The following is a 25,953-nucleotide window of genomic DNA, read 5'->3' as shown; positions in this document are numbered from 1 at the left end:
ATGGAGAATGGCTTATATGGCCTGCCGAACTACCCCCGCGTAAGATGGTAAACCAGCAAGTCCTCTCCGGCGGCGCGCTCCTCGCGGTCGGAATACTCCTCATCCTCTGGACCGGAATCAACTGGAACAGTGGTGCTGTCTCGCTCGGCCTCGCTGCGGTCTCTTCCATGCTCCTCGCCGGCGGCAGCCTCCTTATCGGCACGAGCGAGGATGGGCGCTCCGTCTAGAGCAGGAACGTGTCCTCGCGGTCGCCGAGGTCGACGAAGGCGTCCGCGCTCTCCCTGAGTTCGTCCGCCGTGCTGGACGCGAACCCCATCACTTCGATGCGGACGCCCTCGTGGCGGAGGTGACTGCACAACCGGGAGAAGTCGCCGTCGCCCGTGCAGAGCACGACGGTGTCGACGTGGTCGGCGAGCGTGACGGCGTCGAGGCTCATCCCCACGTCCCAGTCGGCCTTCTTCGACCCGTCGCCGAACGTCTTGATGTCCTTGATCTTCGTCTCGAACCCGATGTCGACGAGCGCCTCGAAGAACGATTCCTCGTTCGGGCTGTCGGCGCGGATGACGTACGCGATGGCGCGCGTGAGCCGGCGATCCTGCACGGCTTCGGAGAGCAGGCTGGCGTAGTCGACGTTCCGCGAGTACCGGCTGTGCGCGGAGTGATAGAGGTTCTGCGCGTCCGCCAGCACGGCGACGCGCTGGTCGGCGTGGATGTCCGTCATACCCGGTCTGTGCCGTCCAGTCCTAAAAACTACGCGTCCGGCGTCTCGAACCGAGTGAGCGAGAGGGTGTCGGGGGCGAGGTCGTAGTAGGACTCCCACGCGGGCGCGAGCGTGACGACGCGCGTCGGGCCGTACGTCGACTCGGTGTGCTGGTGGTGGTGGCCGACGAGGCAGAGGTCGGGTTCGAGCGCGTCGAGGAGTTCGTCGATGTACTGACACCCGACCTCGTACTCCTCCTCGACGGGCGTGCCGTGCGGGGCTTCGTGCGTCAAAAGCACGTCCACGTCGTCCAGTTCTTCTGCGGCCTCTACGTCCTCGCGGACGAAGTGGCGGCGGCGGTCGTCGCGCAGGTCGCGGCGAGCGTAGTTGTATCGCGAGGGCGCGTAGTTCCCCGAGAGACCGGCGACGCGGAGTCCCCGCACGGCCGCGGCGTCGCTCGCGAGCAGGCGGGCGTTCTTCACGCGGTCGCTCTCGATGCGGCCGTGGCGGAGCGCGTCGATGACGTCGAAGTCCTCGTTGTTCCCGGCGATGAAGTACGTCTCTATCGGGAGGCGGTAGTAGAAGAGGTCGCCGGCCTGGAGCGCCACGTCGGCGTCGCTCGCGCGGTACGCGGCGAGGAGCGCCTGGCGTCGGTCGGGTTCGTTCGCGTGTGCGTCTCCGAGAACGAGCATTCACGTCACCGTCGGGGCGCGGCCCACATAAACCCGGGCGGCAGCGCTCTGCGGACGGCAGAGGTTGCGTGCGGCGACAACGCTTTACGACACGCCCTCCCAAACTGGTGTATGTGCCAGGCGCGCTCCACTCGGTCGTCCGCGGCGAGGAGCGCCGGCGCCGTCTTCTCCTCGGGTACGAAACGCAAACGCGCGCAGTAGTGGCTCCGCGCGGACTGACATTTCGTGCCGGGCCGTTCCCGATTCGAACCACGCTCCAACCACAGACTCCCGAGACACATGACACGAAACCTCACATCCGGCGTCTTCCCGGCGATGGTGACGCCCTTCGACGCGGACGGCAGTATCGACCACGACCAGCTCGCGGCGGACGCCCGCCGACTCGCGGACGCGGGCGTCGACGGCCTCGTTCCGGTCGGCAGCACGGGCGAGTCCGCGACGCTCACGCACGACGAACACATCGACGTCATCGAGACCGTCGTCGACGCGGTGGACGTGCCCGTCATCGCGGGCGCGGGGAGTAACGCGACCCACGAGGCCGTCTCGCTCTCCCGGCGCGCCGTCGATGCGGGCGCGGACGCCCTCCTCCTCATCTCGCCGTACTACAACCGCCCCGAACCCGCCGGCATGGAAGCCCACTACCGACGCATCGCGGACGAGGTCGACGTCCCCCAGATCATCTACAACGTCCCCGGGCGCACCGGTCGAAACATCGCCGTGGAGACCGCGGTGTCGCTCGCCGACCACGAGAACATCGTCGGGTACAAGGCCGCGAGCGGCGACCTCGGCCGCATCGGCGAAGTCGCCGAACGCACCCGCGACGAGGCGTTCGCCGTGCTCTCCGGCGACGACGCCATGACGCTCCCGACGATGGCCGTCGGCGGCACCGGCGTCATCAGCGTCGCCGCGAACGTCGAACCCGAACGCGTCGTCGAGCTGGTCGAGCGCGCCCACGACGACGAGTACGCGGCCGCCCGCGACGTGCACCACGAACTCGGCCCGCTCTTTCGCGCGCTGTTCGCGGAGACCAACCCCGTGCCCGTGAAGCACGCACTCGAACTCCGCGGCCACGGCACCGCGACCTTCCGCGACCCGCTGTCGCCGGCGAGCGAGGAGACGATCGACCGACTCGACGCCGTCCTCGCCGAGCTATGAGAGTCGGCGTCACCGGCGCGACCGGCCGCATGGGTCGCGAAGTCCTCGCTGCCGCCCGCGAGCGCGACCTCTCCGTGGCGTTCGCCGTCTCCCGCACGCCCGACGACGCGGACACCGACGCGCCCGTCGTCACACCCGCGGAGTTCGCGGCCGCCCTCGACGACCACCAGCCTGACGCCCTCGTGGACTTCACCGTCCCCGACGCGGCGGTCGAGTACGCCGCGGCGGCGGCCGACGCGGGCGTCCCAATCGTCACCGGCACCACCGGATTCAGCGAGGCCGACGAGGCCGTCCTCCGCGACGCAGCCGACTCGATTCCCGTCGTGCGCGGCGCGAACTTCTCCCGGGGCGTGCAGGCGCTCCTCGCCGTCGCTCGCACGGCAGTCGCGGCGCTCCCCGAGTACGACGTGGAACTCACCGAAACCCACCACAGCGGGAAGCGAGACGCCCCCAGCGGCACCGCGAAGCGCGTCCTCGACGCCGTCGAGTCCGAGCGCGAGGACGCCGCCGAGCGCGTGCACGGCCGCGAGGGCGACGCCCCCCGACAGCCCGGCGAAATCGGCGTGCACGCCCGCCGCGCGGGCGACATCACGGGTGAACACGAACTCCTGCTCGCCGGCAACGACGAGTCGCTCTCGCTCACGCACCGCGCGGGCGACCGCGGCGTGTTCGCCGCCGGCGCGCTCGACGCCGCCGGCTTCGTACAGGACGCAGAGCCAGCCTACTACCGATTCTCCGACATCGCAGCCGACCTATGACACTCGAATCCGAAATCACCGACCTGTGGCAGCGCCACCAGACCGACGACGCGTCCTTCAGTGAGGCCGAGGAGACGCTCGACGCCTTCCTCGACGCGCTCGAAGCCGGCGAGATTCGGGCCGCCGAGAAGGCCGATGGGTCGTGGGAGGCGAACGAGTGGGTGAAGCAGGGCATCCTCCTGAACTTCGGCCTGCGCGCGACCGAGGCCCGCGAGTACGGGGGCGTCACCTACCACGACGTGCTCCCGCTCCGCGACACCGCCGACCTCGGCGACCGCGGCACTCGGAACACGCCCGACGGAACCGTCATCCGCCGCGGCGCGTACGTCGGCTCGAACGCCATCATGATGTCGCCCTCGTTCGTGAACATCGGCGCGTACGTCGGGGACGGCACGCTCGTCGACTCCTCGGACACCATCGGCTCCTGCGCGCAGATCGGGAGCGACGTGAAGCTCGGCGCGAACACGCTCATCGGCGGCGTCCTCGAACCCGTCGAGGACGCACCCGTCGTCGTCGAGGACGGCGTCAGCCTCGGCGCGGGCTGCCGCGTCACCTCCGGGTTCGTCGTCGGCGAGAACTCCGTCGTCGGCGAGAACACCCTGCTCTCCCCCCGCATCCCCGTCTACGACCTCGTGGAGGACGAGGTGCTGTACGGCGAACTCCCGCCGGAGCGACGGGCGTTCGCGCGGTTCGTGGAGTCCTCGGTGAGCGACAACGACCTCATCCCGGGCGCGGCGTACAAGCCCGCCGTCGTCGCGACCGAACTGGAGAACGAGACGCTGGAGGCCAGCCAGCGGGAGGACGAACTCCGGTGAGCGTCCGCCGGCTCGCGGACTGGGCGGACACCCGCCTCCGCCGGCTCGCCGACGAGCACGGCACGCCGCTCTACGTCCACGACCACGACCGCGTCCGCGAGAACTACCGGCGGCTCTCGGACGCGTTCCCGGACGCGGACGTGCTGTACGCCGTGAAGGCGAACGCCGGCCGGCACGTCCTCACCACGCTCCGCGAGGCGGGCGCTGGCGCGGAGTGCGCGAGCGCCGGCGAACTGAAGCGCGCGCTCAACGCCGGATTCGACCCGAGCGACGTCCACTACACGCCCGTCAATCCGCCGGCGCGCGACCTCGACTACGCGGTCGACCGCCTCGCCGGCACGGACGCCACCGTCACCGTCGGCTCCGCGGACACGCTCGACCGCCTCGCGGAGCGCGGGTTCGCCGGGCGCGTGCTGGTTCGCGTCCACCCCGCCGTCGGCGCGGGCCACTCCGCGGAGGTCGCCACGGGCGCGGACGCGAAGTTCGGCGTCGCCCGCGACCGCGTGCACGGCGTCCTCGCGGACGCCGACGACCGCGGGTTCGACGTGCGCGGCCTCCACGCCCACACGGGAAGCGGCCTCCTGACCGCGAGCGACCGCGACGACCACCGCACCGTCGTCGAGACGCTCGCCGGACTCGTCGCCGAGAGCCCCGTCACGCTCGACCGCGTGGACGTGGGAGGCGGGTTCGGCGTCCCCTACCGCGAGTCCGAACCCCCGCTCGACCTCGACGCCGTCGCGACCGCTACCCGGGACGCCCTCGCCGGCCTCGACGTCGACCTCGCTATCGAACCCGGCCGCTACCTCGTCGCCGACGCCGGCGTCCTCCTCGCCACGGTCAACACCACGAAGGAGACCGACGGCGACCTGCTCGCCGGCGTGGACGCCGGGATGACGACGCTGATTCGGCCCGCGCTCTACGACGCCTACCACGCCGTCCGCAGCCTCGCGCCCGACGCCGCCGACCGCATCACCGTTCCGACCTCCGTGGTCGGCCCGGTCTGCGAGAGCGCGGACGTCCTCGCCGAGGGCCGCGACCTCCCCCGCGTCGAACGCGGCGACACGCTCGCCGTCGGGAACGCCGGCGCGTACGGCGTCGAGATGGCGAACACGTACAACTCGCGACCGCGTCCCGCGGTCGTCGCGCTGGACGGCGCCGACGAACGCCTCGTCCGTCGGCGCGAGACCCTCGCAGACCTCACCACTCACGAAGCATGATTCCCTACGACCTCTACCACGGCACCAGCAACGACTTCGCCATCGTCGACGCGAACGCACAGCACGTCCCGGATCGCGGCGCGTTCGCGCAGTCGCTGTGCGCAGACCTCGGCATCGACGGCGTACTCTTCCTCGCGGTCAACGACGCGACCGAGCCGCCGCGAGCGGTGATGACGCTCGTCCAGCCGGACGGCGGCACGGCCGCGATGTGCGGGAACGGCGCGCGCTGCGCCGCGCGCTGGGTCGCCGCGCGCACCGACGCCGACGAGGTGATGCTCGACACCCAGGCCGGCACCCGCCGCACGGTCGTGGACGGCGACGACGTCGCCGTCGAGATGGGCGCGCCCGCGTTCGACCCCGCGGCCGTCCCCGTCACCGGCGACGCCCCGTTGATTCGCGAGGACATCGCGGGCTACCCCGTCACCGCCGTGAACACCGGCGTCCCGCACGCGGTCGCGTTCGTGGACGACGTGGACGCCGTCGACATCGACGCGGACGCCCCGCCGATTCGCCACCACGACCGCTTCCCCGAGGGCGCGAACGCGACGTTCGCTGAGGCAACCGAGACGGGGTTCCGCCAGCGGACGTTCGAGCGCGGCGTCGAGGGCGAAACCCAGTCCTGCGGGACGGGCGCGGTCGCGGTCGCGGTCGTCGCCGCCCGCGAGGGCCGCGTCCCCGAGAACGCCACCGTCAGCGTCTCCCCGCCCGGCGGCACGCTCACTATCGACCTCGACGGCGACACCGCCGTGCTCCACGGCCCCACGACCGTCGTCGGGGACGGCGAGGCCGACGCGACGCCCGCCCGGCAGGTGGACACGTGACACCTGTCGACTTCCTCGAACGCGCCGTTCGAACGCCCTCCCACGAGAACGTGGACGCGATGCGCGAACTCCTCCTCGACGAACTCGCCGCGTACGACCCCGCGGTGGACGACGCCGGGAACGTCCTCGCCTCGCGGGGGTCGGGCCGGCCGCACGTCGTCCTGAACACCCACATCGACACCGTGCCGCCGCACGTCCCCGCCCGCCGCGACGGCGACACCCTCTACGGACGGGGGTCGTGCGACGCGAAAGGCCCGCTCGCCGCCCTGCTCGCGGCGTTCGACCGCATCAGTCCCGAGTCGGGCCGGGTGACGCTCGCAGTCACGCCGGACGAGGAGACGGACTCGACGGGCGCGCACGCCCTCGACCTCGGTGCTGACGGGTACATCGTCGGCGAACCCACGGGCCTGAACGCCTGCACGAGCGCCCGCGGCCGCTTCCAGGGCACCGTCGAACTCGGCGGCGAGGGCGCGCACGCCGCCCAGCCCCAGGAGGGCGCGAACGCGATTCAGGCCGCCGCGCCCGTCCTCGACGCGCTCGACGCCTACGACGACGAACACGGGCCGAGCAGGCACGCCGAACTGGGGCCGCCGACGCTCGTCGCCACCAAGATTCGGGGCGGCGACGCGACGAACCGGGTGCCGAGCGAGGCCGTCGTCACGTTCGACCGCCGGAGCGTTCCGCCCGAGACCGAGGCCGACTTCTTCGCCGGGTTCGCAGACCACGTCGGCGTCCGCGTCCCCGACGACGTGACCGCGACCGTCGCGCGCGCCGAGCGCGACACGCCCTTCCTCGAGGCCTTCCACACGCCGAGCGACGCGAGCGTCGTCGAAGCGCTCGTCGCGGCCGGCGCGGGCCGCCCGCGGCCGTTCGGCGCGGCCACCGAGGCGTCCTACTTCGCCGCGGACGCGCCGACCGTCGTCTTCGGCCCGGGCGACCTCGCCGTCGCGCACTCGAGCGACGAGTACGTCGACCTCCGCGAGGTGGAACGCGCCGCGGACATCGTCACGGACGCGCTCGCCGAACTCGTCGGATAGCGTTAAGCCGCGGTCGCCTTCTTCGCGGTCGGCGCGGCCCGCGCGCTCGTCACCGACCGCGAGTGGTACTGGGCGGGCGCGGAGATGCTCGCCGTCGGGATGACGGCCGCGGCGGTCGCGTTCGCCGTCGGGGAACTCCTCCAGGGCGTCGCCTAGAACGCTACGACCGCGAAGACGACCGTGAGAACCGCGGTGAGAACGGGAACGAGCGCGAGGTCGAGGAGGACGCCCGCGCGAAGCATCTCCGCGCGGGTGACCGCGCCGGTGCCATAGACGATGGCGTTCGGCGGGGTGGCGACGGGGAGCGCGAACCCGAAACTCGCGGCGGCGGCGCTCCCGACCGCGAGATAGGTCGCGGCGTTCGGACCGGTCATTCCGAACGCGGGGCCGACGGCGAGACCGACGCCGATGAGGAGGGGTGCCATCACGGCAGCGGTCGCGGTGTTCGACGCGAGTTCGGAGAGCGCGACGGTGACGAGCGCGACGACGGCGAGCAGGAGGACGATGGAGGGGAGGGCGAGGCCGCCGAACAGCGCGCCCGCGAGCCACTCGGTCGCGCCCGTCTGGCCGAGCGCGTCAGCGAGGCTGATGCCGCCGCCGAACAGCAGGAGCGTCGGCCAGTCGACGTTCCGGAGGCTGTCCTCGTCCGCCGCGCCGACGAGTACGAGGAGCGGCACGGCGAGCAGGCCGACGAGCGCGTAGTACAGCAGCCCCTGATGTCCGAGCGGGCCGAGCACGGACTCGCCCGTTCCGCCGAAGACGGTCACCTGCCACGCCGTCGGAAGCACGCCGTCGAGGAGGAAGCTGAGGCCGCCGACGACCCAGAGACCGGCGACTAACGCGAACACGGCGGCGGCGCGTCGCCCCTCGGGGTCGAGCGCGGGGGTGTCGGGGTGCGCGGACGGATCGAGCGCGTCCGTGTCGAGGGCGGGCGGGAAGACGGCGAGCAGGACGGCGCAGACGACGGGGAGGCTCACCGCGGCGAGCGGCACGCCGACGAGCAGCCAGTCCACGAAGGAGACGGTGACGCCGAGCAGGTCGTCGAGCTGGCCGACGACGATAGCGTTCGGCGGCGTTCCGATGAGCGTCGCGACCCCGCCGACGGAGGCCGCGTACGCGACGCCGAGCAGCATCGCCACCCGGAAGTTTCGCCCGCCGTCCGCGGATTCGACGATCCCGAGCGCGACGGGAGCCATCAGCGCCGCCGTCGCCGTGTTCGAGATGACCATCGACAGCACGGCGGTCGCGAGCATCACGCCGAACACGGTTCGCCGGGGCGTGGAGCCGACCCGTCGGAGGAGCGCGAACGCGACGGCGCGGTCGATACCGTTGTCGCGGAGCGCGCCCGCGAGCACGAACGTCCCGAGGAAGAGAAAGACGACGGGGTCTGCGAATCCGGAGAGCGCGCCCTCCATCGACGACACGCCGAGCGCGGTGAGGAGTACCGGGACGCAGAGCGCCGTCACGGACAGCGGGAGCGCGCCCGTCACCCAGAGAACGGCCGCGAACACGCCGGTCGCCAGCGCGTACCGTCCGGTCGTCGACAACCCCTCCGGGGACAGCCCGAACGCCACCAGTCCGGTGAGCGCGAGCGCCCCCAGGACGGTGAGCGCGTTCCGCTGATTCATCACCTCCCTCGTCTCCGGGTATCGGGAAAAGCGCTGTCCCTAGAAGCCCTTCCCCATCAGTTCGCGGGCGATGATGTTCTTCTGGATCTCCGTGGTTCCCTCGTAAATCTGGGTGATCTTCGCGTCGCGGTAGAGGCGTTCGACGTCGAAGTCGTTGACGTAGCCCGCGCCGCCGTGAATCTGGACGGCCTCGTCCGCGCACTCGACCGCGGTCTTCGACGCGAACTCCTTCGCCATCGACGCGAGCGCGGTGAGCTGGTCGTCCGCGTTGTCCACGCTCCACGCGGACTTGTACGTGAGGTTGCGCGCGGCCTCGGTCTTCGTGTGCATCTCGGAGAGCTTGTGCTGGATGGCCTGGAACTCGCCGATGGACTTCCCGAACTGCTCGCGCTCCTGCGCGTAGTCGAGCGCGCGCTCGCACGCGCCCTTCGCGATGCCGACCGCTTGCGCGGCGACCATCGTCCGCGTCTCGTCGAAGAACTGCATCAACTGGAGGAAGCCCATGCCCTCCGTGCCGACGAGGTTCTCCTCGGGGACGCGCACGTCGTCGAAGATGAGTTCCGCGGTGTCGCTCGCGCGAATCCCGAGCTTGCCCGTGATCTTCTCCGCGCTGAAGCCCTCGCGGTCGGACTCCACGATGATCTGACTGAAGCCCGAGTACCGGTCGTCGGCGTCGGGATCCGTCTTGCACATCACGACGAAGTAGTCCCCGACGGACCCGTTCGTGATCCACATCTTGTTGCCGTTGAGGACGTACTCGTCACCGTCCTTCTCGGCGCGCGTGGAGACGGCGGACACGTCGCTGCCCGTGTCGGGCTCCGAGATGGCGGTTCCCATGACGGCGTCGCCTTCCGCGATGGGCGCGAGGTACTCCTCTTTCTGTTCGTCGGTGCCGAACTCGCGGATGGCGTCCGCGCCGAACGCCGCGCTCGTGATGGAGAGCGCGATACCCGGGTCGTAACTGAACAGCTCCTCGATGATGATGGCGTTCTCCAGGGGCGTGTAACCCGCGCCGCCGTACTCGACGGGGATGCTTGAACCCGTCAGCCCCATCTCCGCGGCCTTCTCCATCACGTCGTAGGGGTACTTCTCCTCCACGTCGTACTCGGTGGCGACGGGCGCGATCTCGTTCTCCGCGAACCGCCGAACCTCCTCTCGAATCGCTTCCTGCTCGTCGGATAGCTCGAAATCCATACGAGAGTTCTTCCCACACGCGGGCTTAGGCCCTCCGGAACTGCCGGAAACGGACACGGAGTTCATTCCCCAGCGGGTTCACGGCCGCTCGCGTGCGGTCGACTTACTCCACGTCGCGCGCCAGCTCCGCGCCGTAGCCCGTGTACGAGGCGGGCGTGAGCGCGAGCAACTCCTCCCGCACGGAGTCGGAAACGTCGAGGTCGCGGAACAGCTCGTGGAAGTCCTCGATGGTCACGCGGCGGCCGCGCGTCAGCGCCTTCACGCGCTCGTAGGCGTCGCTGTGTCCCTCCCGGCGGAGAATCGTCTGCACGGCCTCCCCGATGACTTCCGGCGTGTCGTCCAGGTCGGCGCGCATCACCTCGGGGTTCGGCACGACCTTCCCGAGGCCGTCTTCGAGCTTGAGGTAGCCGATGAGACAGTGCGCGAACGCGCCCCCGATGTTCCGCTTCACCGTGGAGTCGGAGAGGTCGCGCTGGAGCCGGCTCTTCGTCAGGTAGTCCCCGAGGAATTCGAGATCCGAATTGGCCTTCGAGAGGTTGCCCTCGGAGTTCTCGAAGTCGATGGGGTTGACCTTGTGCGGCATCGTCGAACTCCCGGTCTCGCCCTCGGTGGCTTCCTGTCCGAGGTATTTATCGGAGACGTAGCGCCAGGCGTCCCGGTCGAGGTCGAGGAGCACGTCGTTCACGCCGCTGAGCGCGTCGAACAGCTCGGAGAGGTCGTCGCTCGGGTTCACCTGCGTGACGTGGCTCGCGTGCTGGAGGCCGAGCTCGTGGACGAACTCCCTACTAAATGCCCGCCAGTCCACGTCGGGGTAGGCGGCGCGGTGCGCGGCGTAGGTTCCGGACGCGCCCGCGAGCTTCCCCGCCAGTCCGTCGAGCGCGCCGTCGACGCGGCCGAGCGCGCGCCCGAGCCGGCTCGCGTACACCGCCATCTCCTTCCCGAACGTCGTCGGGGTCGCCGGCTGGCCGTGCGTCCGCGCGAGCATCGGCACGTCCGCGTGCTGGTGCGCCATCTCCACGAGTTCGTCCCGCACCTCCCGCAGTTCGGGGAGCAGGACGTCCTCGACGGCGGGCCGCACCAGAATGCGGTACGCGAGGTTGTTCACGTCCTCGCTCGTGAGGCCGAAGTGAATCCAGGAGTGTGCGCGCTCCGGCGCGCCCTCGCGGACGAAGTACTCGACGGCCTTCACGTCGTGGTTCGTCGCGGAATACTCGCCGTATCCCTCCGTCTCGATCTGTTTCACGAGCTCCGCGTCCGCCTCGTCGAACGCGTCGTAGCGGTCGCGGAGCGCCGCCGCCTCGTCGTCCGTGAAGTCGAGTGGGATCTCGTCGAGGTCGGCGAGCGCGAGCAGGTACTTGACTTCGACTTCGACGCGGGCGCGCATCAGCGCGGCTTCGCTCGCGTACTCGGCGAGCGGGCGTGTTCGGCGGGCGTAGCGGCCGTCCAGGGGGCTGACGGCGTACAGCGGGTTCATGACGGAGGGTGACGCCCGCCCGCCAAAGGCGTGTCGAAACCTCACGAGAGTGCATACACCGGGTGCGAAAGAGCGGAAGTATCCGTGTTTCTATCCGCGTCCCTGCATACTCTGTCGCGTGGAACCGCAATTACTTTGCGGCGCGCGCGCCCGGACTCACCCATGACCACCATCGCCGGTCTCGCCGGGAACCGCGGCCGCAACCTCCGGAACATCGCGGACACGCTCGACGACGTGGAACTCGGCGTCGTGCTGACGAACCGCGCCGACGCGCCCGTCCTCGACGCCGCCGCCGACCGCGGCGTCCCCGCCGAAGTCGTCGAACGCGACGACGGCGAGTCCCGCGAATCCCACGAGGAACGCGTGCTCGACGCGCTCGCCGACTACGACTTCGACCTCGTCTGCCTCGACGGGTACATGCGCGTCCTCACCGACACCTTCCTCGACGCCGCGCCCCTGACGCTGAACGTCCACCCGAGCCTCCTCCCCGCCTTCGACGGGATGAACGCCCACCAGCAAGTGCTCGACGCGGGCGTCCGCGTCACCGGCTGCACCGTTCACGTCGTCACCGAGGAGGTGGACGGCGGTCCAATCGTCACCCAGGAACCCGTCCCCGTCTTCGACGACGACGACGCGCAAGCCCTGAAGGAGCGCGTGCTCCACGACGCCGAGTTCGAGGCGTACCCGCGCGCCGTGCAGTGGTTCCGCGACGGCGACCTCACCGTCGAGAACGGCGAAGTCAGCATTCCCGCGGACGCCGACGGCGACTTCCCCGTGCGCCGCCTCGCCTCCGACGACCGCCACAGCGAACTCCGGTACGGCGAGAACCCCCATCAGGACGCCGCCGTCTACCGCGACCGCACCACCAGCGAGGCGAGCGTCGTCGGCGCGCCCCAGCTGAACGAGGGCGCGAAGGCGCTCTCCTACAACAACTACAACGACGCGGACGGCGCGCTCGACCTCATCAAGGAGTTCGACGAGCCCGCCGCCGCCGTCATCAAACACACCAACCCCGCCGGCTGCGCGACCGCCGACACCCTCAGCGACGCGTACGCCGACGCACTCTCCACCGACCCGATGAGCGCGTTCGGCGGGATTGTCGCGCTCAACCGCGAGTGCGACGCCGACACCGCGGAACAGATCGTGGACTCCTTCAAGGAGGTCGTCGTCGCGCCCGGCTACACCGACGCCGCGCTCGACGTGCTCACCGGGAAGAAGAACCTCCGCGTGCTCGACGTCGGGAGTCTGGACGGCTACAGCGAGCGCTTCACCGAGAAACCCCTGACGGGCGGCCGCCTCGTCCAGGAACGCGACCGCCAGTCCCTCACCGCCGACGACCTCGACGTCGTCACCGACCGCGAACCCACCGACGACCAGATCGAGTCGATGCTGTTCGCGTGGCAGACCATCAAGCACGTGAAGTCGAACGCCATCCTGTTCGCGCAGGGCACCGAGACCGTCGGCATCGGCATGGGCCAGGTCTCCCGCGTAGACGCCGTCCGGTTGGCCGCGATGAAGGCCGACGAACACGCCGAAGGCAAGTCCGCAGACGGCGCGGTGATGGCGTCGGACGCCTTCTTCCCGTTCCCGGACGGCATCGAGGAGGCCGCCGACGCCGGCATCGAAGCCGTGATTCAACCCGGCGGCAGCGTGAACGACGACGACGTCATCGAGGCCGCCGACGACCACGGCATCGCGATGGTGTTCACGGGCAACCGGGCGTTCCGCCACGACTGACTATTTTCTAGCCTGGCGGAATCTCCAAGGGCGACGAGCGAGCGGTGCGAGCGAGGCGAGCGTGGGTGGTCACGGGCAATCGAGCGTTCCGGCACGACTGAGTGCTGGCGTCTCGACGGTCGCTGAGGGCGCGGTTCGACAGGCCTTTGCGGCCGCCCGGTGAGGTCTCGGTGTATGCGTTACGACGAGGCTGCGGACTTCCTGCTCGACCTCCAGCGGTACCGGCCGCGCGCGGGGACGGACTCGACGGCCGACCTGCTGGACGCGCTCGATAGCCCGCACGAGGGGCCGGCGTACGTCCAGATCGCGGGGTCGAACGGGAAGGGGAGTACGGCGCGGATGCTGGAGTCCGTCCTCCGGGAGGCGGGCCTGGACGTCGGGCTGTTCACGTCCCCGCACTTCGACGACGTTCGCGAGCGCGTTCGCGTGAACGGCCGGAAGATGCCGAAGTCGGCGCTCGCGGCGTTCGTCGAGGCGGCGAAACCCCACATCGTGGAGCGCGCGGCCGCCGACGACCCGGCGACGTTCTTCGAGGCGGTGACCGCGATGGGGCTCTGGCACTTCGGCCGCGAGGACGTGGACGTGGCGGTGCTCGAAGTCGGTATCGGCGGAAAGTACGACGCGACGAGCGTCGTCGACCCCGCGGCGTCGGCGGTGACGAGCGTGACGCTCGAACACCAGAGCGTGCTCGGGGACACCGTCGAGGAGATAGCGCGGGACAAGGCGCACGTCGCGCCCGCCGCCCGCCCCCTCGTCACCGCCGCGATAGGAGACGCGCTCGACGCGATCCGGGAGCAGGCCGGCGACACGGTCGTCGTCGGCGAGGACGTGACCGTCTCGTACGGCGGCCGGGTCGGCCTCGCGGAGGCCGCGGTTGACATCCAGGGCCGTGACTGGTCGGTGTCGGCGCGCCTCCCCCACCCGGGTCGGCATCAGGCGGAGAACGCGGGCGTCGCGGCCGTGCTCGCCCGACAGCTCGCGGACGCCGACTCCGAGACTATCGCGCGCGGCGTCCGGGGCGCGCACTGGCCGGGGCGGTTCGAGGTGATGGACGACTCGCCCCTGACCGTGCTCGACGGCGCGCACAACCCCGGCGCGTGCGACGCGCTCGCCGACGTTCTCGCGGAGTACGACTACGACGACCTCGTGCTCGTGCTGGGCGCGATGAACGACAAAGACCACGCGGGGATGGCGGACGCGCTCCCCGACCCCGGCACCGTCGTCGCGTGCGAACCCGCGACGCCGCGCGCCGAAGACCCCGACGTGCTCGCCCGCGTTTTCGAGACCCGTACCGAGGACGTTCAGGTCGTGGAGGACGTCGAATCCGCCGTCGAAACGGGCCTCGACGCCGCCCACTCCGACGCCCTCGTGCTCGTCACGGGATCGCTGTACGCCGTCGCGGAGGCGCGGCGGCGCTGGACGCGCACTGCCACGCCCCGCGTCGTCCGCGATACCCGGGACGCCGGCCGCGCGCTCGACGCCGGCGACGCCCCCCACGGAAATCCGGCCGACCACGTCGCGGCCACCCGAGCGGTTCGGCTCCGCGAGGAGCGGGCGGCGCGCGTGGAGACGCTGATGACCGCCGTCGGCGGGGCGTGCGACGTGTCCGCGCTCCGCAGCCAGCCCGGGAACTACCTCGACGTGACGCTCTCCGGGTCGCGCGCGACCTTCAGCGCGCTCTGCGAGCGCCTCGACGCGGCCGGCGACGGCCTGTCCGCGGTCGCGGACGACCTCCGCGCCTCCTTCGAGAACGAGACCCCGGCGTACCCGTGGGGGGACGGCACGGCCGTGATGGGCATCCTGAACGTCACGCCGGACTCCTTCCACGACGGCGGCGAGTACCGCGCGGTCGCGGACGCTGTCGAGCGCGCCGAGGAGCTCGTGGACGCCGGCGTGGACGTCATCGACGTGGGCGGCGAGTCCACGCGGCCCGGCGCGGAGCCTGTGTCCGCGTCCGAGGAAATCGACCGCATCGTCCCCGTCATCGAGCGCATCAGCGACCTCGACGCGCTCGTGAGCGTGGACACGATGAAGGCCGAGGTCGGGCGCGCCGCGCTGGAGGCGGGCGCGGACATCCTGAACGACGTGACCGGCTTGGGCGACCCCGAGATGCGGTTCGTCGCCGCCGAGTACGGCGCGCCACTGGTCGTGATGCACTCGCTGCACGCGCCCGTCGAGCCGGGCGAATCAGTCACGTACGACGACGTGGTGGACGACGTGCTCGACGAACTCCGCGAGCGCGTGCTGCTCGCCGAGAAAGCCGGGCTACCGCGGGAGAAAATCATCGTCGACCCCGGCATCGGGTTCGGGAAGTCCGTCGGCGAGAACTTCGAGATTCTCGACCGCACCCCGGAGTTCCGCGCGCTCGGCTGTCCCGTGCTCGTCGGGCACAGCCACAAGTCCATGTTCGACCGCGTCGAGCGCTATCCCGACGAGGGCGGGTACGCGACCGTCGCCGCGACGGCGCTCGCCGCGGATCGCGGCGCGGACATCGTGCGCGTCCACGACGCCGCGGAGAACGTCGCCGCCGTCCGGGTCGCCGACGCGGTTCGCCGGGGGAGCGACGATGCCTGACGACACCCTCGACCTCCGGCGGCGCGTGATGGACGGCTACGACGGCCTCGCGGAGGCGTACGCCGCCCAGCGCGACGCCGGTGACGACGACCCAGACCTGCTCGCCCGCCTGCTCTCCGACCTCCCCGAGGGCGCGCGCGTGCTCGACGCCGGCTGCGGCGCGGGCGACCTCGTCCTCGACTCCCTCCCCGCCGACGCCACGGGCGTCGGCATCGACATCTCCCGCGAGCAGGTCGAGCGAGCGCGCGAGCACGCCGACGGCGTGGCGCACGCCGACATGACTCGCCTGCCGTTCGACGCGAACGCGTTCGACGCCGCGACCGCGATGTACTCGGTGATTCACGTTCCCTCCGCGGATCACGGCGGTTTCTACGCGGAACTCGCGCGCGTCCTCCGCCCCGGCGGCGACGCCGTCGTCGTCACCGGCCACGACGCGTGGACGGGCGCGAACGCGGACTGGCTCGACGCGGGCGTCGAGATGGCGTGGAGTTGGCCCGACCTCGAAGACACGCGAGACCTGGTGCGGGACGCCGGCCTCGAAATCCGCGCGGAAGAAGACGTGGGGGATTCGCTCGGCGGAGAGTTCCGCCACCTCCGCCTGCGTCAGTCGTAGCCCGCGCCGCCCGTTCGGTAGAAGTCGAGGTACGTCTCCGCGAACGTCGCCTCGTCGCGGTCGGCGAACCGCTCCGACACGTCCTCGCGGGGGATGTCCGCGGCTTCCGCGAGGCGTTCCGTTATCTCCTCGTCGTTCGTCGCGAGGAACCCCCGGGGTTCCTGCTCGACGAGCTCGTGCGCGCTCGACTGCGCGTGGTACTCCACGATACCGACGCAGCCGCAGGCGAGCGCGCGCAAGAGGTCGGTCGCGAACGTCGTCCGGCGCGCCGTGTGCACGTAGACGTGCGCGTCCGTGAACAGCGCAATCCGCTCCGATACGTCCTTCTCGCCGACGAATTCGACGCGGTCGTCGATGCGGAGGTCGCGAGCCTGGCGCTCGTAGTTCGCGCGCTCGGGGCCGTCCCCGATGACGGTCGCGCTCCAGTCGTACTCGCGGAACTCCGCGAGCGCGAGCAGGAGGCTTTCGAGGTTCGCGTCCTCGTCCAGCCGCCGCGAGTACACGATGTCGCCGCACGGTTCGGCGTCGGTGGTTCGGATGCGATCCATCTCGATGGGGTTTCCGAGCGTCGCGAGCGCCGAGGCGGGGACGCCGGCCTCGCGGAGCGCGGTGGCGACGGTGCGCGCGGGGACGACGACGGGGCCGCCGCCGGCCGCGAACCGCAGACAGCGGTCGGCGAGCACGCCCCGGTCGGGCGCGTCGAAGACGTCGCTCACGAGCGCGGTGTCGCCGAGCGCGCCGACGCGGGCGGCGGCGAGGTGAGCCGGCGGCCCGAACGCGTGCACGACCGCCGGGTCTACTTCGTGGAGCGCGCCCGGCAGCCGAACCGGGAACTTCCAGTCGTCGGGGTCGTCGGTGACGGCGACGTACGCGATGCCGTCGCGTTCGAACTCGTCCACGTCGCCCTCCCACCACTGACTGCAGAGGACGGACACGTCGTGGCCGCGCGCGACCAGGATGTCGGCGAGGCGGTCGAGGCGTTCGGCGGACTCCGGGGCGGTCTCGTGGTGGACGGTGTGGTCCGCGACGAACGCCACGCGCATACACGAGAGGATTCGAGGTGCGCATAAAAGGTTTCACGGTTCGGGTTCCGCCACCCGAACGGCTTTCTCCCTCGGTTCGCACCCATCGGTATGGCGTACGACATCGAACGCTACCTCAACATCCGGAGCGCCGGCGGCCCCTCCTTCGGCCCGGACGGCCGGCTCGCGTTCCTGATGGACACCACGGGAACGAACCAGGTCTGGCAGCTCGACGCCGCCGAGGCGTGGCCCGACCAGCTCTCCTTCCACGAGGAGTCCGTCTCCTTCGCCGCCTACTCGCCCACCCGCGAGGAACTCGTCTACGGGATGGACGAGGGCGGAAACGAGAAGACCCAGCTGTTCCGCCTGAGCGCGGACGGCAGCGAGGACGTCGCGCTGACGGACGCCCCGGAGAGCATCCACCAGTGGGGCGGCTGGAGCCACGACGGCGACCGGTTCGCGTTCACCGCGAACAGGCGAGTCGAGGCCGACTTCGACGCGTACGTCCAGCGCCGCGACGAGACCGGCGAGGACGCCGAGTTGGTGTTCGACGGCCGCGGGATGGACTGGCTCACCGTCGCGGGGTGGAGTCCCAGCGACGACCGCCTCGTCGTCCACGAGATGCACTCGAACCGCGACCACGACCTCTACGTCCTCGACCTCGACACCGGCGACTACGAGCACGTCACGCCCCACGACGGCGACGTGCGGTACGGGAGCGTCGCGTGGCATCCGAGCGGCGACTCCCTCCTCGTCTCCACCGACCACGGCGCGGACACGCGCTACCTCGCGGAACTCGACCTCGACACCCTCGACCTCGACACCCGCGTCGAGGGCGGCGGCTGGAACGTCGAGTCGCTCGCCGTCGACCACGACTCGGGGACGCTCGCGGCGATTCGGAACGTGGACGGTTACAGCGAGCTCACGCTCTACGACCTCCCTGACTACACCGAGCACGCGACTCCCGCCCTCCCGAACGGCGTCGTGATGGGATTGAGCTTCGGCCCCGACGCCGAGGCGGTCGCGGTCGCCGTCTCCGCGCCGACCGAGAACACGAACGTCCACGTGTTCGACGTCGAGACCGGCGAGAGCACGCGGTGGACGGACGCCGCGACCGCCGGCATCCCCACGTCGTCGTTCACGGCGCCCGACCTCGTGCACTTCGAGTCCTTCGACGGCCTGGAGGTTCCCGCGTTCCTCACCCTTCCCGACGAACCCGGCCCGCACCCCGTCATCGTCGACATCCACGGCGGCCCCGAGGCCCAGCGACGGCCCTACTTCCTCTCGCTGCGCCAGTACTTCGTGGACAACGGCTACGCCGTCTTCGAGCCGAACGTCCGCGGCTCCTCGGGGTACGGCGCGGACTACATGAACCTCGACAACGTCGAGAAGCGGATGGACTCCGTGACGGACATCGCCGCGGGCGTCGAGTGGCTGACCGGCCGCGACGACGTGGATTCCGACAGGGTCGTCGCCTACGGCGGCTCCTACGGCGGGTTCATGGTGCTCGCCGCGCTCACCGAGTACCCCGACCTCTGGGCGGCCGGCGTGGACGTGGTCGGCATCGCGAACTTCGTGACGTTCCTCGAAAACACCGGCGAGTGGCGTCGCGAACACCGCGAAGCCGAGTACGGCAGTCTCGACGACGACCGGGAGTTCCTCGAATCCATCAGTCCCATCAACAACATCTCGTCGATCCGCGCGCCCCTGCTCGTCATGCACGGCGCGAACGACCCCCGCGTCCCCGTCGGCGAGGCCGAACAGGTCGCGGAGGAGGCCGCCGAACACGTCCCCGTGGAGAAACTCGTCTTCGAGGACGAGGGCCACGGCTTCAGCAAGCTAGAGAACCGCATCACGGCGTACCGGAAGACCGTGGCGTTCCTCGATGAACACGTGTAGGGAGCGGCCGCTCGTGGTGCGTCCCGGTCTCGTGCTCGCCGCCGGCGCGTTCAGATGACCTCGGTCTTCGCCGCGACTTCGAGCGCCGCGTCCTCGCTGATGCCCGCGCCGAGAATCGTGTAGCGGTCGCGAATCTCGTGGGCGGACGTGAGCGCCGCGATGACCTCCTCGTCGCTCACGCCGAGTTCCTCGGCGGTTGTCGGCGCGTCGATGGACGCGAGCGCGTCCCGAACCGCCGTCCAGTCCCCGCGCTCGCCCGAGTGCAGGAACTCGCAGAGAATCGCGCCGACGCCGACCTGGTGGCCGTGCAGGGCCTTCCCGGGCGCGATTCGGTCGAGCTGGTGGCTGAACAGGTGTTCCGCGCCGCTCGCGGGACGCGACGACCCCGCGATGCTCATCGCGACGCCGGAGGAGACGAGCGCCTTCACCACCACCCACGCGGACTCCTCCAGCCCGGGCTTGATCGAGCCCGCGTTGTCCACCAGCATCTCCGCCGTCATCTCCGAGAGCGACGCCGCGTACTCCGAGTACTCGACGTTCCGCAATCGGTTGGCGAGCCGCCAGTCCTTCACCGCGGTGTAGTTCGAGATGATGTCCGCGCAGCCCGCGGTCGTGAGCTCCCAGGGCGCGTCCGCGACGATGCCGGTGTCCGCGACGACCGCGAGCGGCGGGTCGGCCGCCACCGAGTGCCGGGTGTCGCCCTCGGGCACGCTCCCCCGCCCGGAGACGATGCCGTCGTGGCTCGCCGCCGTCGGCACCGACACGAACCCGAGGTCGAGCGTGTCGCTCGCCATCTTCGCGATGTCGATCGCCTTCCCGCCGCCGACCCCCATCAGGAAGTCCGCGTCGGTGTCCTCCGCGCTCTCGATGACGCGCTTGACGGCGTCGAACGACGCCTCCTCGACCGTCACGATCGACGGGCTTCGCCCCGCCTCCTCCAGCTGCGCGACGATGCGCTCGCCCGCCACCTCGCGCGGCGTCGGACTCGTCACCACCAGCGGGTCGCCCGTGAGGTGCACGTCGTCGAGCACCGCGCGCGTCTCCCCGAGCACGCCGTGTCCGATGACGACGTTCCGCGGGAGACGGATCCACGAGGATTTCTCGAACATACCGGGCAGTCACCCCGAACTCCTATACGCCTTTTCCTAGACCGTGTCCAGCACGTCCAGCAGGCGCTCCTCCGTCTCGCGCGCCGGCCCCACGTCCGCGCCGTCGCGGTCGCTCTCCGCGCTCTCGCCGACCGTGCGCTCCATCGCCTCGGAGACCGGCGTGGACTCCCAGCCGACGCTCTCCGCGCGGTGGGTGTCGAGGACGTGCGGGTACGGCCGGTAGAGCGGGAAGTCTGCCGGGTCGAGGTCGACCGTGGAGAGTTCGCGTTCGCTCGCGTGCACGACCTCCACGTCCGTATCGAGCGCGCTCTCAATCTCCGCTACGGTGCGCTCGAGCGTGATCGAGTTCTGGTCGCCCGCGTTGTACGCCCTCCCGGGCGTGCCGTTCTCCGCGACCAGCCGGAGGAGGCTCGCCACGTCCTCGACGTACACGCGCTGCCAGACGTTCGTCCCGTCGCCCGGCACCACCACGCGGTCGTGTTCCTCGACCCGCGACACCCAGTAGTCGAGGCGCTCCGTGTAGTCGAACGGCCCGTACACCACGGTCGGGCGGACGCTCATCGCGTTCACGCCCCGGTCGGCGGCCTCGAACACCGCGCGGTCTCCCTCCGCCTTCCTGTTCCCGTACGTCTCGTAGGAGTCGTCCACGGCCTGGTCGGGCGTGCACTCCTCGATGGGCGTCACGCCCTCGCGCTTCGGGATGTCGTCCCGGGCGTACGCCGCGCCGGAGGAGACGTACACGTAGGCGTCCACGTCCGCGAAGATCTCGACCGCCGACCGCACCTCCGCGGGGTGGTACGCCGCGAAGTCGAACACCGCGTCCGGTTCGACCTCGCGCTTCGCCGACAGCAGTTCCTCGTCGTTCCCCCTGTCGCCCCGGACGTGGTGGACGTCCGCGTAGTCCACGAACGGGTTCTCGTGACTCCCGCGGTTGAACAGCGTCACGTGGTAGTCGTGCTCTACGAGTTCCTCCACGGTGTGGCGGCCGATGAACCGCGTGCCGCCGACGACGAGCGCCGAATCCATACCGGAAAAACCAGCGGACGGGAGTTAAGTGTGTGGCCCGGGTCAGTCCGCGCTCCCGGTCGCGCCGAGCCGTCCGTCGAGGCCCTCGACCGCGGTCGGGAGATCCGTGCGGGCGTCCGCCTCCGGGCGCTCCTCGATGGCCGCGCGGTACGCGTCCGGCATCACCTTCGTGAACCCGGCGAGCGCCGCGTCCCAGTCGTCGAGCAGGTCGCGGGCGCGCTCGGAGTCCGTGTGCGCGGCGTGGTTCTCCACCAGCCGCCGGAGCACCGTCCGGTCGCGGTCGTCCAGTTCGGCTTCGAGGCTCACCATGCCCGTGTTCGTCTGCGCTTCGAGGTCGCCGTCGGGGTCGAAGACGTACGCCACGCCCCCGCTCATCCCCGCCGCGAAGTTCTTGCCCGTGTCGCCGAGCACGGCGACGACCCCGCCCGTCATGTACTCACAGCCGTGGTCGCCGACGCCCTCCACGACGGCCTTCGCGCCCGAGTTCCGGACGCCGAAGCGCTCGCCGGCGACGCCGTTCACGTAGAGCTCGCCGTCGGTCGCGCCGTACAGCGCGACGTTCCCGACCAGCGTGTTCGATGCGGGGTCGAACCCGGCGTCCGCGGGCGTCGAGACGACGACGCGGCCGCCCGAGAGCCCCTTCCCGACGTAGTCGTTCGCCGCGCCGTCGAGGTCGAGCGTCAGCCCGGACGCGAGCCACGCGCCGAACGACTGGCCCGCGGTTCCCGTCAGGTCGACGTGAACGGTGTCGTCGGGCAGTCCGTCGCCGCCGTGCCGGCTCGACACCTCGTGGGACAGCCGTCCGCCGACGGTTCGGTCTTCGTTCGTCACCTCGGCGGAGACCGTGGTCGGTTCGCCGCCCGCGAGCGCCTCCGCCGCCTCCGCGGCGACGGCGGTGTCGAGGTGGTCGTCGAACGACACGTCCTGCTCCATCGTCTTGTACCGGTCGTCGCCCGAGGGCTCGGCGAGCACCTGCGAGAGATCCATGTGCTTCGCCTTCGGGTGGTCGGTCTCGGCCTGTTCGAGCACGCCCACCTGCCCCACCATCTCGTCCACCGTCTCGAACCCGAGGTCGGCCATGAGCTCGCGGAGCTCCCGCGCGATGAAGCACATGTAGTTCACGACGTGCTGGGGTTCGCCCGCGAACCGCTCGCGGAGGTCGGGATCCTGCGTCGCGATGCCGACCGGGCACGTGTTGTTGTGGCACTGCCGCGCCATCACGCACCCCGACGTGACGAGCGACCCCGTGCCGAACGCGAACTCCTCCGCGCCGAGCAGGGCCGCGATAGCCACGTCCCGCCCCGTCTTCAGGCCGCCGTCCGCGCGGAGCGTCACGCGCGAGCGCAGGCCGGTCTCGCGGAGGAGCTGGTTCGCCTCCGCCAGCCCGAGCTCCCACGGCAGGCCCGCGTGCTTGATCGACGTCTTCGGGGACGCGCCCGTCCCGCCCGAGTGGCCGGAGATGTGGATGCAGTCCGCCTTGGCCTTCGCGCAGCCCGCGGCGACCGTGCCGATGCCCGCCTCGGAGACGAGTTTCACGTGCACGCGGGCGTCGGGGTTGCTGGCGTTCAGGTCGAAGACGAGCTGCTTCAGGTCCTCGATGCTGTAGATGTCGTGCTGGGGCGGCGGGCTGATGAGGCCGACGCCCGGCGTCGAACACCGGACGTCGGCGATCATCTGGTTCACCTTCTCGCCGGGGAGGTGGCCGCCCTCACCGGGCTTCGACCCCTGCGCCATCTTGATCTGGAGGTCGTCCGCCGACGAGAGGTACTCGGAGGTCACGCCGAACCGGCCGGACGCGACCTGCTTGATGCGGCACTCGCGGTCGGTGTCGAAGCGCTCCGGCGGCTCGCCGCCCTCGCCCGTGTTCGCTTTCGCGCCGATCTCGTTCATCGCGCGGGCGTTGTTCTCGTGGGCCTCCGGACTGAGACTCCCGAGGCTCATCGCCGCCGTCGAGAACCGCTTCACGATGTCCTTCACGGGTTCCACGTCCTCCACGGGAATCGACTCACGGTCGGAGTCGAAGTCGAGGAGGCCGCGGAGCGTCTGGAGCTGCTCGTTCTGGGTGTTGATGAGGTCTGCGTACTCCTCGAACTGCTCGTAGTCGCCCGACCGGACGGCGCCCTGGAGAGTGTGCACGGTCTCCGGGTTCCACTGGTGGAAGATGCCGTTCGAGCGGTTCGTGAACTCGCCCTGCCGGTCGAGGTCGGTGCCGTCGTCGTACGCGGTCGCGTGGCGCTGCCGGAGGTCGGCCTCGATTTCGTCCACGCCGACGCCCTCGGTGCGGTTCGGCGTGCCCGTGAAGCAGTCCTCGACGAGCGCCGAGTCGAGGCCGACGACCTCGAAGATCTGCGCGCCCTGGTAGGACGCGACCGTCGAGATACCCATCCGCGCCATCACCTTCCGCAGCCCCTTCTCCATCGCGGCGACGTAGGACTCGACCGCGCGATCCATGTCCGCGTCCTCGTCCATCAGGTCGGTGACGGACTGGATGGCGAGGTATGGGTTCACCGCGCCCGCGCCGTACCCGACGAGGGTCGCGAGGTGATGGACGGTTCGCGGGTCGCCGGACTCCACCACGAGGCCGACGCGCGAGCGCAGGCCCTCGCGGACGAGGTGGTGGTGGACAGCGCCCGTCGCCAACAGACTCGGCACGTGCAAACGGCTCGGCCCCAGGTCGCGGTCGGAGAGCACGAGCACGTCCGCGCCGTCCGCGATGGCGTCCTCGGCGTCCTCGCGGAGGCGCGTGATGGCGTCGTCGAGGCTGCCGTCGAGGTCGAACGTCGTGTCGATGGTGCGGACTTCCCGGCGGCTCTCCCGGACGCCCGCGAGGCCGTCGTCCGTGAGCACGGGCGAGTCCAGTACTACCTGTCGGGCGTGCGCCTTCGACTCCGAGAGGAGGTTTCGCTGGCGGCCCAGCCGGGTCTCCGTGCTCGTCACGAGGTCTTCGCGGAGGTAGTCGATTGGCGGGTTCGTCACCTGCGCGAACAGCTGACGGAAGTACGTGAAGAAGGGGCGGTTGAACTCTGAGAGCGCCGCGAGCGGCGTGTCGTCGCCCATCGAGCCGACCGGGTCTTCCCCAGCTACTGCCATCGGCTCCACGAGCTCGTCGAGCTCGTCGTGCGTGTACCCGAACGCGGCCTGCCGCGCCCGCAGTTTCTCCACGGGATCCTGGGGGAGCGGGTCGTCGACCGTGACGTGCTCCTGTTCGGCGTCCACCCACTCGCCGTACTTCTCGTCCGTGAGGTCGTCGAACACCTCGTCGTCCGGAATCACGCGGCCCTCGTTCGGGTCCGCGACGAACAGCTGGCCGGGCGTGAGGCGGCCGCGCTCCTCGACCTCGCTCGCCGGCGTGTCGAGCGCGCCGGCCTCGCTCCCCATCACGAGCCGGTTGTCCTCCGTCACCTCGTACCGGCACGGCCGCAGGCCGTTCCGGTCGAGCGCCGCCGCGATGCGCTCCCCGTCCGTCCCCACGACGAGCGCGGGCCCGTCCCAGGGTTCGACGAGCGAGGCGTGGAAGTCGTAGAACTCCTCGCGCGACTCGTCCATCGCGTCGTCGCCCTGCCACGCCTCGGGAATCAGCATCCGGAGGGCGTGCGGGAGACTGCGGCCCGTCTCGGTGAGGAGTTCGAGCGCGTTGTCCACGCTCGCGGTGTCGGACTGCTCGGGGTCGTCGATGATGGGGCGGATCGCGTCGAGTTCCTCGTCGCTGAGGTTCGGTGCGTCGAGGTCGGCCTCCCGGGCGCGCATCCAGTTGACGTTGCCCTTGATCGTGTTGAACTCGCCGTTGTGGATGATGTTCCGGTAGGGGTGGGCGAGGTGCCACGCGCCGAGCGTGTTCGTGGAGAAGCGCGCGTGCACCATCGCGAACGTCGTCTTCATGCGGTCGTCGCGGAGGTCGGGGTAGTAGTCGCGGAGCTGCGTGCTCTTCAGGAGGCCCTTGTAGACGAGGGTGTCCTCGTCGAGCGAACAGACGTAGAAGCGCTCGTGGTCGACGGCGTCCTCGACGGCGTTCCGGGCGACGTAGAGGTTCGCGTCGCCGGCGACGAACGCCTGCGCGACGTGGGGTTCGGATTCGAGGGCGGTCGCGCCGAGGTCGCTGTTGTCGGTCGGCACGTCCCGCCACGCGAGCGTGTCGAGACCGTAGTCGGAGAAGACGGACTCGACGGTGTCTTTCACTGATTCGCGTTCGTCGGCGTTCTGGGGGAGGAAGAACTGGCCGGCGGCGTACTCGTCGGGGAGGTCGAGTTCGTCGTCGAAGAACGCTCTCGGGGTCTGGAGGAGGACGCCCGCGCCGTCGCCGGTGTTCTCTTCGGCGCCTGTGGTGCCGCGGTGTTCGAGGTTCTCGAGGAGGTCGATGCCGTCCGCGAGCACGTCGTGGCTCCGCCCTCCGTCGAGGTCCATTACTACCCCCACGCCGCAGTTCGCGCTGGCGTCAGAGGGGTCTGCGAGAAGCTCATTGTTCCCCATAGGTGTATGACACCG

At 70.5% G+C, this 25,953-nt stretch carries 20 protein-coding genes and 1 pseudogene; 12 read left to right on the top strand and 9 right to left on the bottom strand.

What is annotated here, in order from left to right:
* Positions 1–44 precede the first annotated feature (44 nt).
* Positions 45–227 carry a hypothetical protein gene (locus tag FQU85_RS01510; protein WP_145843785.1) on the top strand — a complete coding sequence of 61 codons (183 nt, stop codon included), beginning with the start codon at positions 45–47 and terminating at the stop codon, positions 225–227.
* Here the strand turns inward: FQU85_RS01510 and FQU85_RS01505 are convergent.
* Positions 224–721: an NYN domain-containing protein gene (locus FQU85_RS01505; RefSeq protein ID WP_145843784.1), complete on the bottom strand. Its 498-nt coding sequence runs from the start codon at positions 719–721 to the stop codon at positions 224–226. The genes FQU85_RS01510 and FQU85_RS01505 overlap by 4 nt on opposite strands.
* Before the next feature lie 29 nt (positions 722–750).
* Positions 751–1,392 carry a metallophosphoesterase gene (locus FQU85_RS01500; RefSeq protein ID WP_145843783.1) on the bottom strand — a complete coding sequence of 214 codons (642 nt, stop codon included), beginning with the start codon at positions 1,390–1,392 and terminating at the stop codon, positions 751–753.
* 279 nt (positions 1,393–1,671) lie between these two features.
* Between FQU85_RS01500 and dapA the strand changes: the two genes are divergently transcribed.
* The 7 genes and pseudogenes from dapA to FQU85_RS13755 form a co-directional block, all read left to right on the top strand.
* On the top strand, positions 1,672–2,547 hold the full coding sequence (dapA, locus tag FQU85_RS01495) for a 4-hydroxy-tetrahydrodipicolinate synthase (protein ID WP_145843782.1): 876 nt from the start codon (positions 1,672–1,674) through the stop codon (positions 2,545–2,547).
* Complete coding sequence (gene dapB / locus FQU85_RS01490; protein ID WP_145843781.1) at positions 2,544–3,305, top strand: 4-hydroxy-tetrahydrodipicolinate reductase; 762 nt, start codon at positions 2,544–2,546, stop codon at positions 3,303–3,305. Before dapA ends, dapB begins: the two co-directional genes overlap by 4 nt.
* Positions 3,302–4,120 (top strand): 2,3,4,5-tetrahydropyridine-2,6-dicarboxylate N-succinyltransferase, encoded by an 819-nt coding sequence (locus FQU85_RS01485; protein ID WP_145843780.1) that lies wholly within the window; start codon positions 3,302–3,304, stop codon positions 4,118–4,120. Before dapB ends, FQU85_RS01485 begins: the two co-directional genes overlap by 4 nt.
* Positions 4,117–5,337 (top strand): diaminopimelate decarboxylase, encoded by a 1,221-nt coding sequence (gene lysA, locus FQU85_RS01480; protein ID WP_145843779.1) that lies wholly within the window; start codon positions 4,117–4,119, stop codon positions 5,335–5,337. The genes FQU85_RS01485 and lysA overlap by 4 nt, the downstream gene beginning before the upstream one ends.
* The gene (gene dapF / locus FQU85_RS01475) at positions 5,334–6,158 is read left to right on the top strand and encodes a diaminopimelate epimerase (protein WP_145843778.1); all 825 of its coding nucleotides are present in this window, start codon (positions 5,334–5,336) and stop codon (positions 6,156–6,158) included. Before lysA ends, dapF begins: the two co-directional genes overlap by 4 nt.
* Positions 6,155–7,195, top strand: a complete 1,041-nt coding sequence (locus FQU85_RS01470; RefSeq protein ID WP_145843777.1) for a M20 family metallopeptidase — start codon at positions 6,155–6,157, stop codon at positions 7,193–7,195. Before dapF ends, FQU85_RS01470 begins: the two co-directional genes overlap by 4 nt.
* Positions 7,196–7,216: 21 nt before the next feature.
* Positions 7,217–7,351 (top strand): annotated as a pseudogene (locus tag FQU85_RS13755) (hypothetical protein); the annotation flags it as partial.
* Here the strand turns inward: FQU85_RS13755 and FQU85_RS01465 are convergent.
* The 3 genes from FQU85_RS01465 to purB all read right to left on the bottom strand — a co-directional run bounded on the left by FQU85_RS01465 (position 7,348) and on the right by purB (position 11,491).
* Positions 7,348–8,823 (bottom strand): SLC13 family permease, encoded by a 1,476-nt coding sequence (locus tag FQU85_RS01465; protein ID WP_145843776.1) that lies wholly within the window; start codon positions 8,821–8,823, stop codon positions 7,348–7,350. The pseudogene FQU85_RS13755 and the gene FQU85_RS01465 sit on opposite strands and share 4 nt — an antisense overlap.
* Positions 8,824–8,862: 39 nt before the next feature.
* A complete protein-coding gene (locus FQU85_RS01460) occupies positions 8,863–10,017 on the bottom strand; it encodes an acyl-CoA dehydrogenase family protein (RefSeq protein WP_145843775.1) in 1,155 nt (384 codons plus the stop codon).
* A gap of 103 nt (positions 10,018–10,120) precedes the next feature.
* Positions 10,121–11,491: an adenylosuccinate lyase gene (gene purB, locus FQU85_RS01455; protein ID WP_145843774.1), complete on the bottom strand. Its 1,371-nt coding sequence runs from the start codon at positions 11,489–11,491 to the stop codon at positions 10,121–10,123.
* Between the two features lie 162 nt (positions 11,492–11,653).
* Here purB and purH point away from each other — a divergent pair, with 162 nt between their 5' ends.
* The 3 genes from purH (at position 11,654) to FQU85_RS01440 (ending at position 16,415) form a co-directional block, all read left to right on the top strand.
* Positions 11,654–13,228, top strand: coding sequence for a bifunctional phosphoribosylaminoimidazolecarboxamide formyltransferase/IMP cyclohydrolase (gene purH, locus FQU85_RS01450; protein ID WP_145843773.1), 1,575 nt, complete (start codon positions 11,654–11,656; stop codon positions 13,226–13,228).
* A 174-nt stretch (positions 13,229–13,402) separates the two neighbouring features.
* Positions 13,403–15,802 (top strand): dihydropteroate synthase, encoded by a 2,400-nt coding sequence (gene folP, locus FQU85_RS01445; RefSeq protein WP_145843772.1) that lies wholly within the window; start codon positions 13,403–13,405, stop codon positions 15,800–15,802.
* Positions 15,795–16,415, top strand: a complete 621-nt coding sequence (locus FQU85_RS01440) for a class I SAM-dependent methyltransferase (RefSeq protein ID WP_145843771.1) — start codon at positions 15,795–15,797, stop codon at positions 16,413–16,415. Before folP ends, FQU85_RS01440 begins: the two co-directional genes overlap by 8 nt.
* Here FQU85_RS01440 and FQU85_RS01435 read toward each other — a convergent pair.
* Positions 16,406–17,458, bottom strand: coding sequence for a glycosyltransferase (locus FQU85_RS01435; protein WP_145843770.1), 1,053 nt, complete (start codon positions 17,456–17,458; stop codon positions 16,406–16,408). The genes FQU85_RS01440 and FQU85_RS01435 overlap by 10 nt on opposite strands.
* Before the next feature lie 90 nt (positions 17,459–17,548).
* Between FQU85_RS01435 and FQU85_RS01430 the strand changes: the two genes are divergently transcribed.
* The gene (locus FQU85_RS01430; protein WP_145843769.1) at positions 17,549–19,336 is read left to right on the top strand and encodes a S9 family peptidase; all 1,788 of its coding nucleotides are present in this window, start codon (positions 17,549–17,551) and stop codon (positions 19,334–19,336) included.
* A 50-nt stretch (positions 19,337–19,386) separates the two neighbouring features.
* Here the strand turns inward: FQU85_RS01430 and FQU85_RS01425 are convergent, their stop codons facing one another.
* The 3 genes from FQU85_RS01425 to gltB are packed head-to-tail and all read right to left on the bottom strand — an operon-like array spanning position 19,387 to position 25,938.
* Entirely contained in the window at positions 19,387–20,445 is a 1,059-nt protein-coding gene (locus FQU85_RS01425; RefSeq protein WP_145843768.1) for an NAD(P)-dependent glycerol-1-phosphate dehydrogenase, read from the bottom strand.
* A 36-nt stretch (positions 20,446–20,481) separates the two neighbouring features.
* Complete coding sequence (locus tag FQU85_RS01420) at positions 20,482–21,471, bottom strand: NAD-dependent epimerase/dehydratase family protein (RefSeq protein WP_145843767.1); 990 nt, start codon at positions 21,469–21,471, stop codon at positions 20,482–20,484.
* A gap of 42 nt (positions 21,472–21,513) precedes the next feature.
* Positions 21,514–25,938, bottom strand: coding sequence for a glutamate synthase large subunit (gene gltB, locus FQU85_RS01415; protein WP_145843766.1), 4,425 nt, complete (start codon positions 25,936–25,938; stop codon positions 21,514–21,516).
* Positions 25,939–25,953 lie beyond the last annotated feature (15 nt).

It is taken from the genome of Salarchaeum sp. JOR-1, assembly GCF_007833275.1.
GTDB lineage: Archaea > Halobacteriota > Halobacteria > Halobacteriales > Halobacteriaceae > Salarchaeum.
Note: the sequence above shows the minus strand (reverse complement) of the source record. Positions and strands in the feature narration are given on the sequence as shown.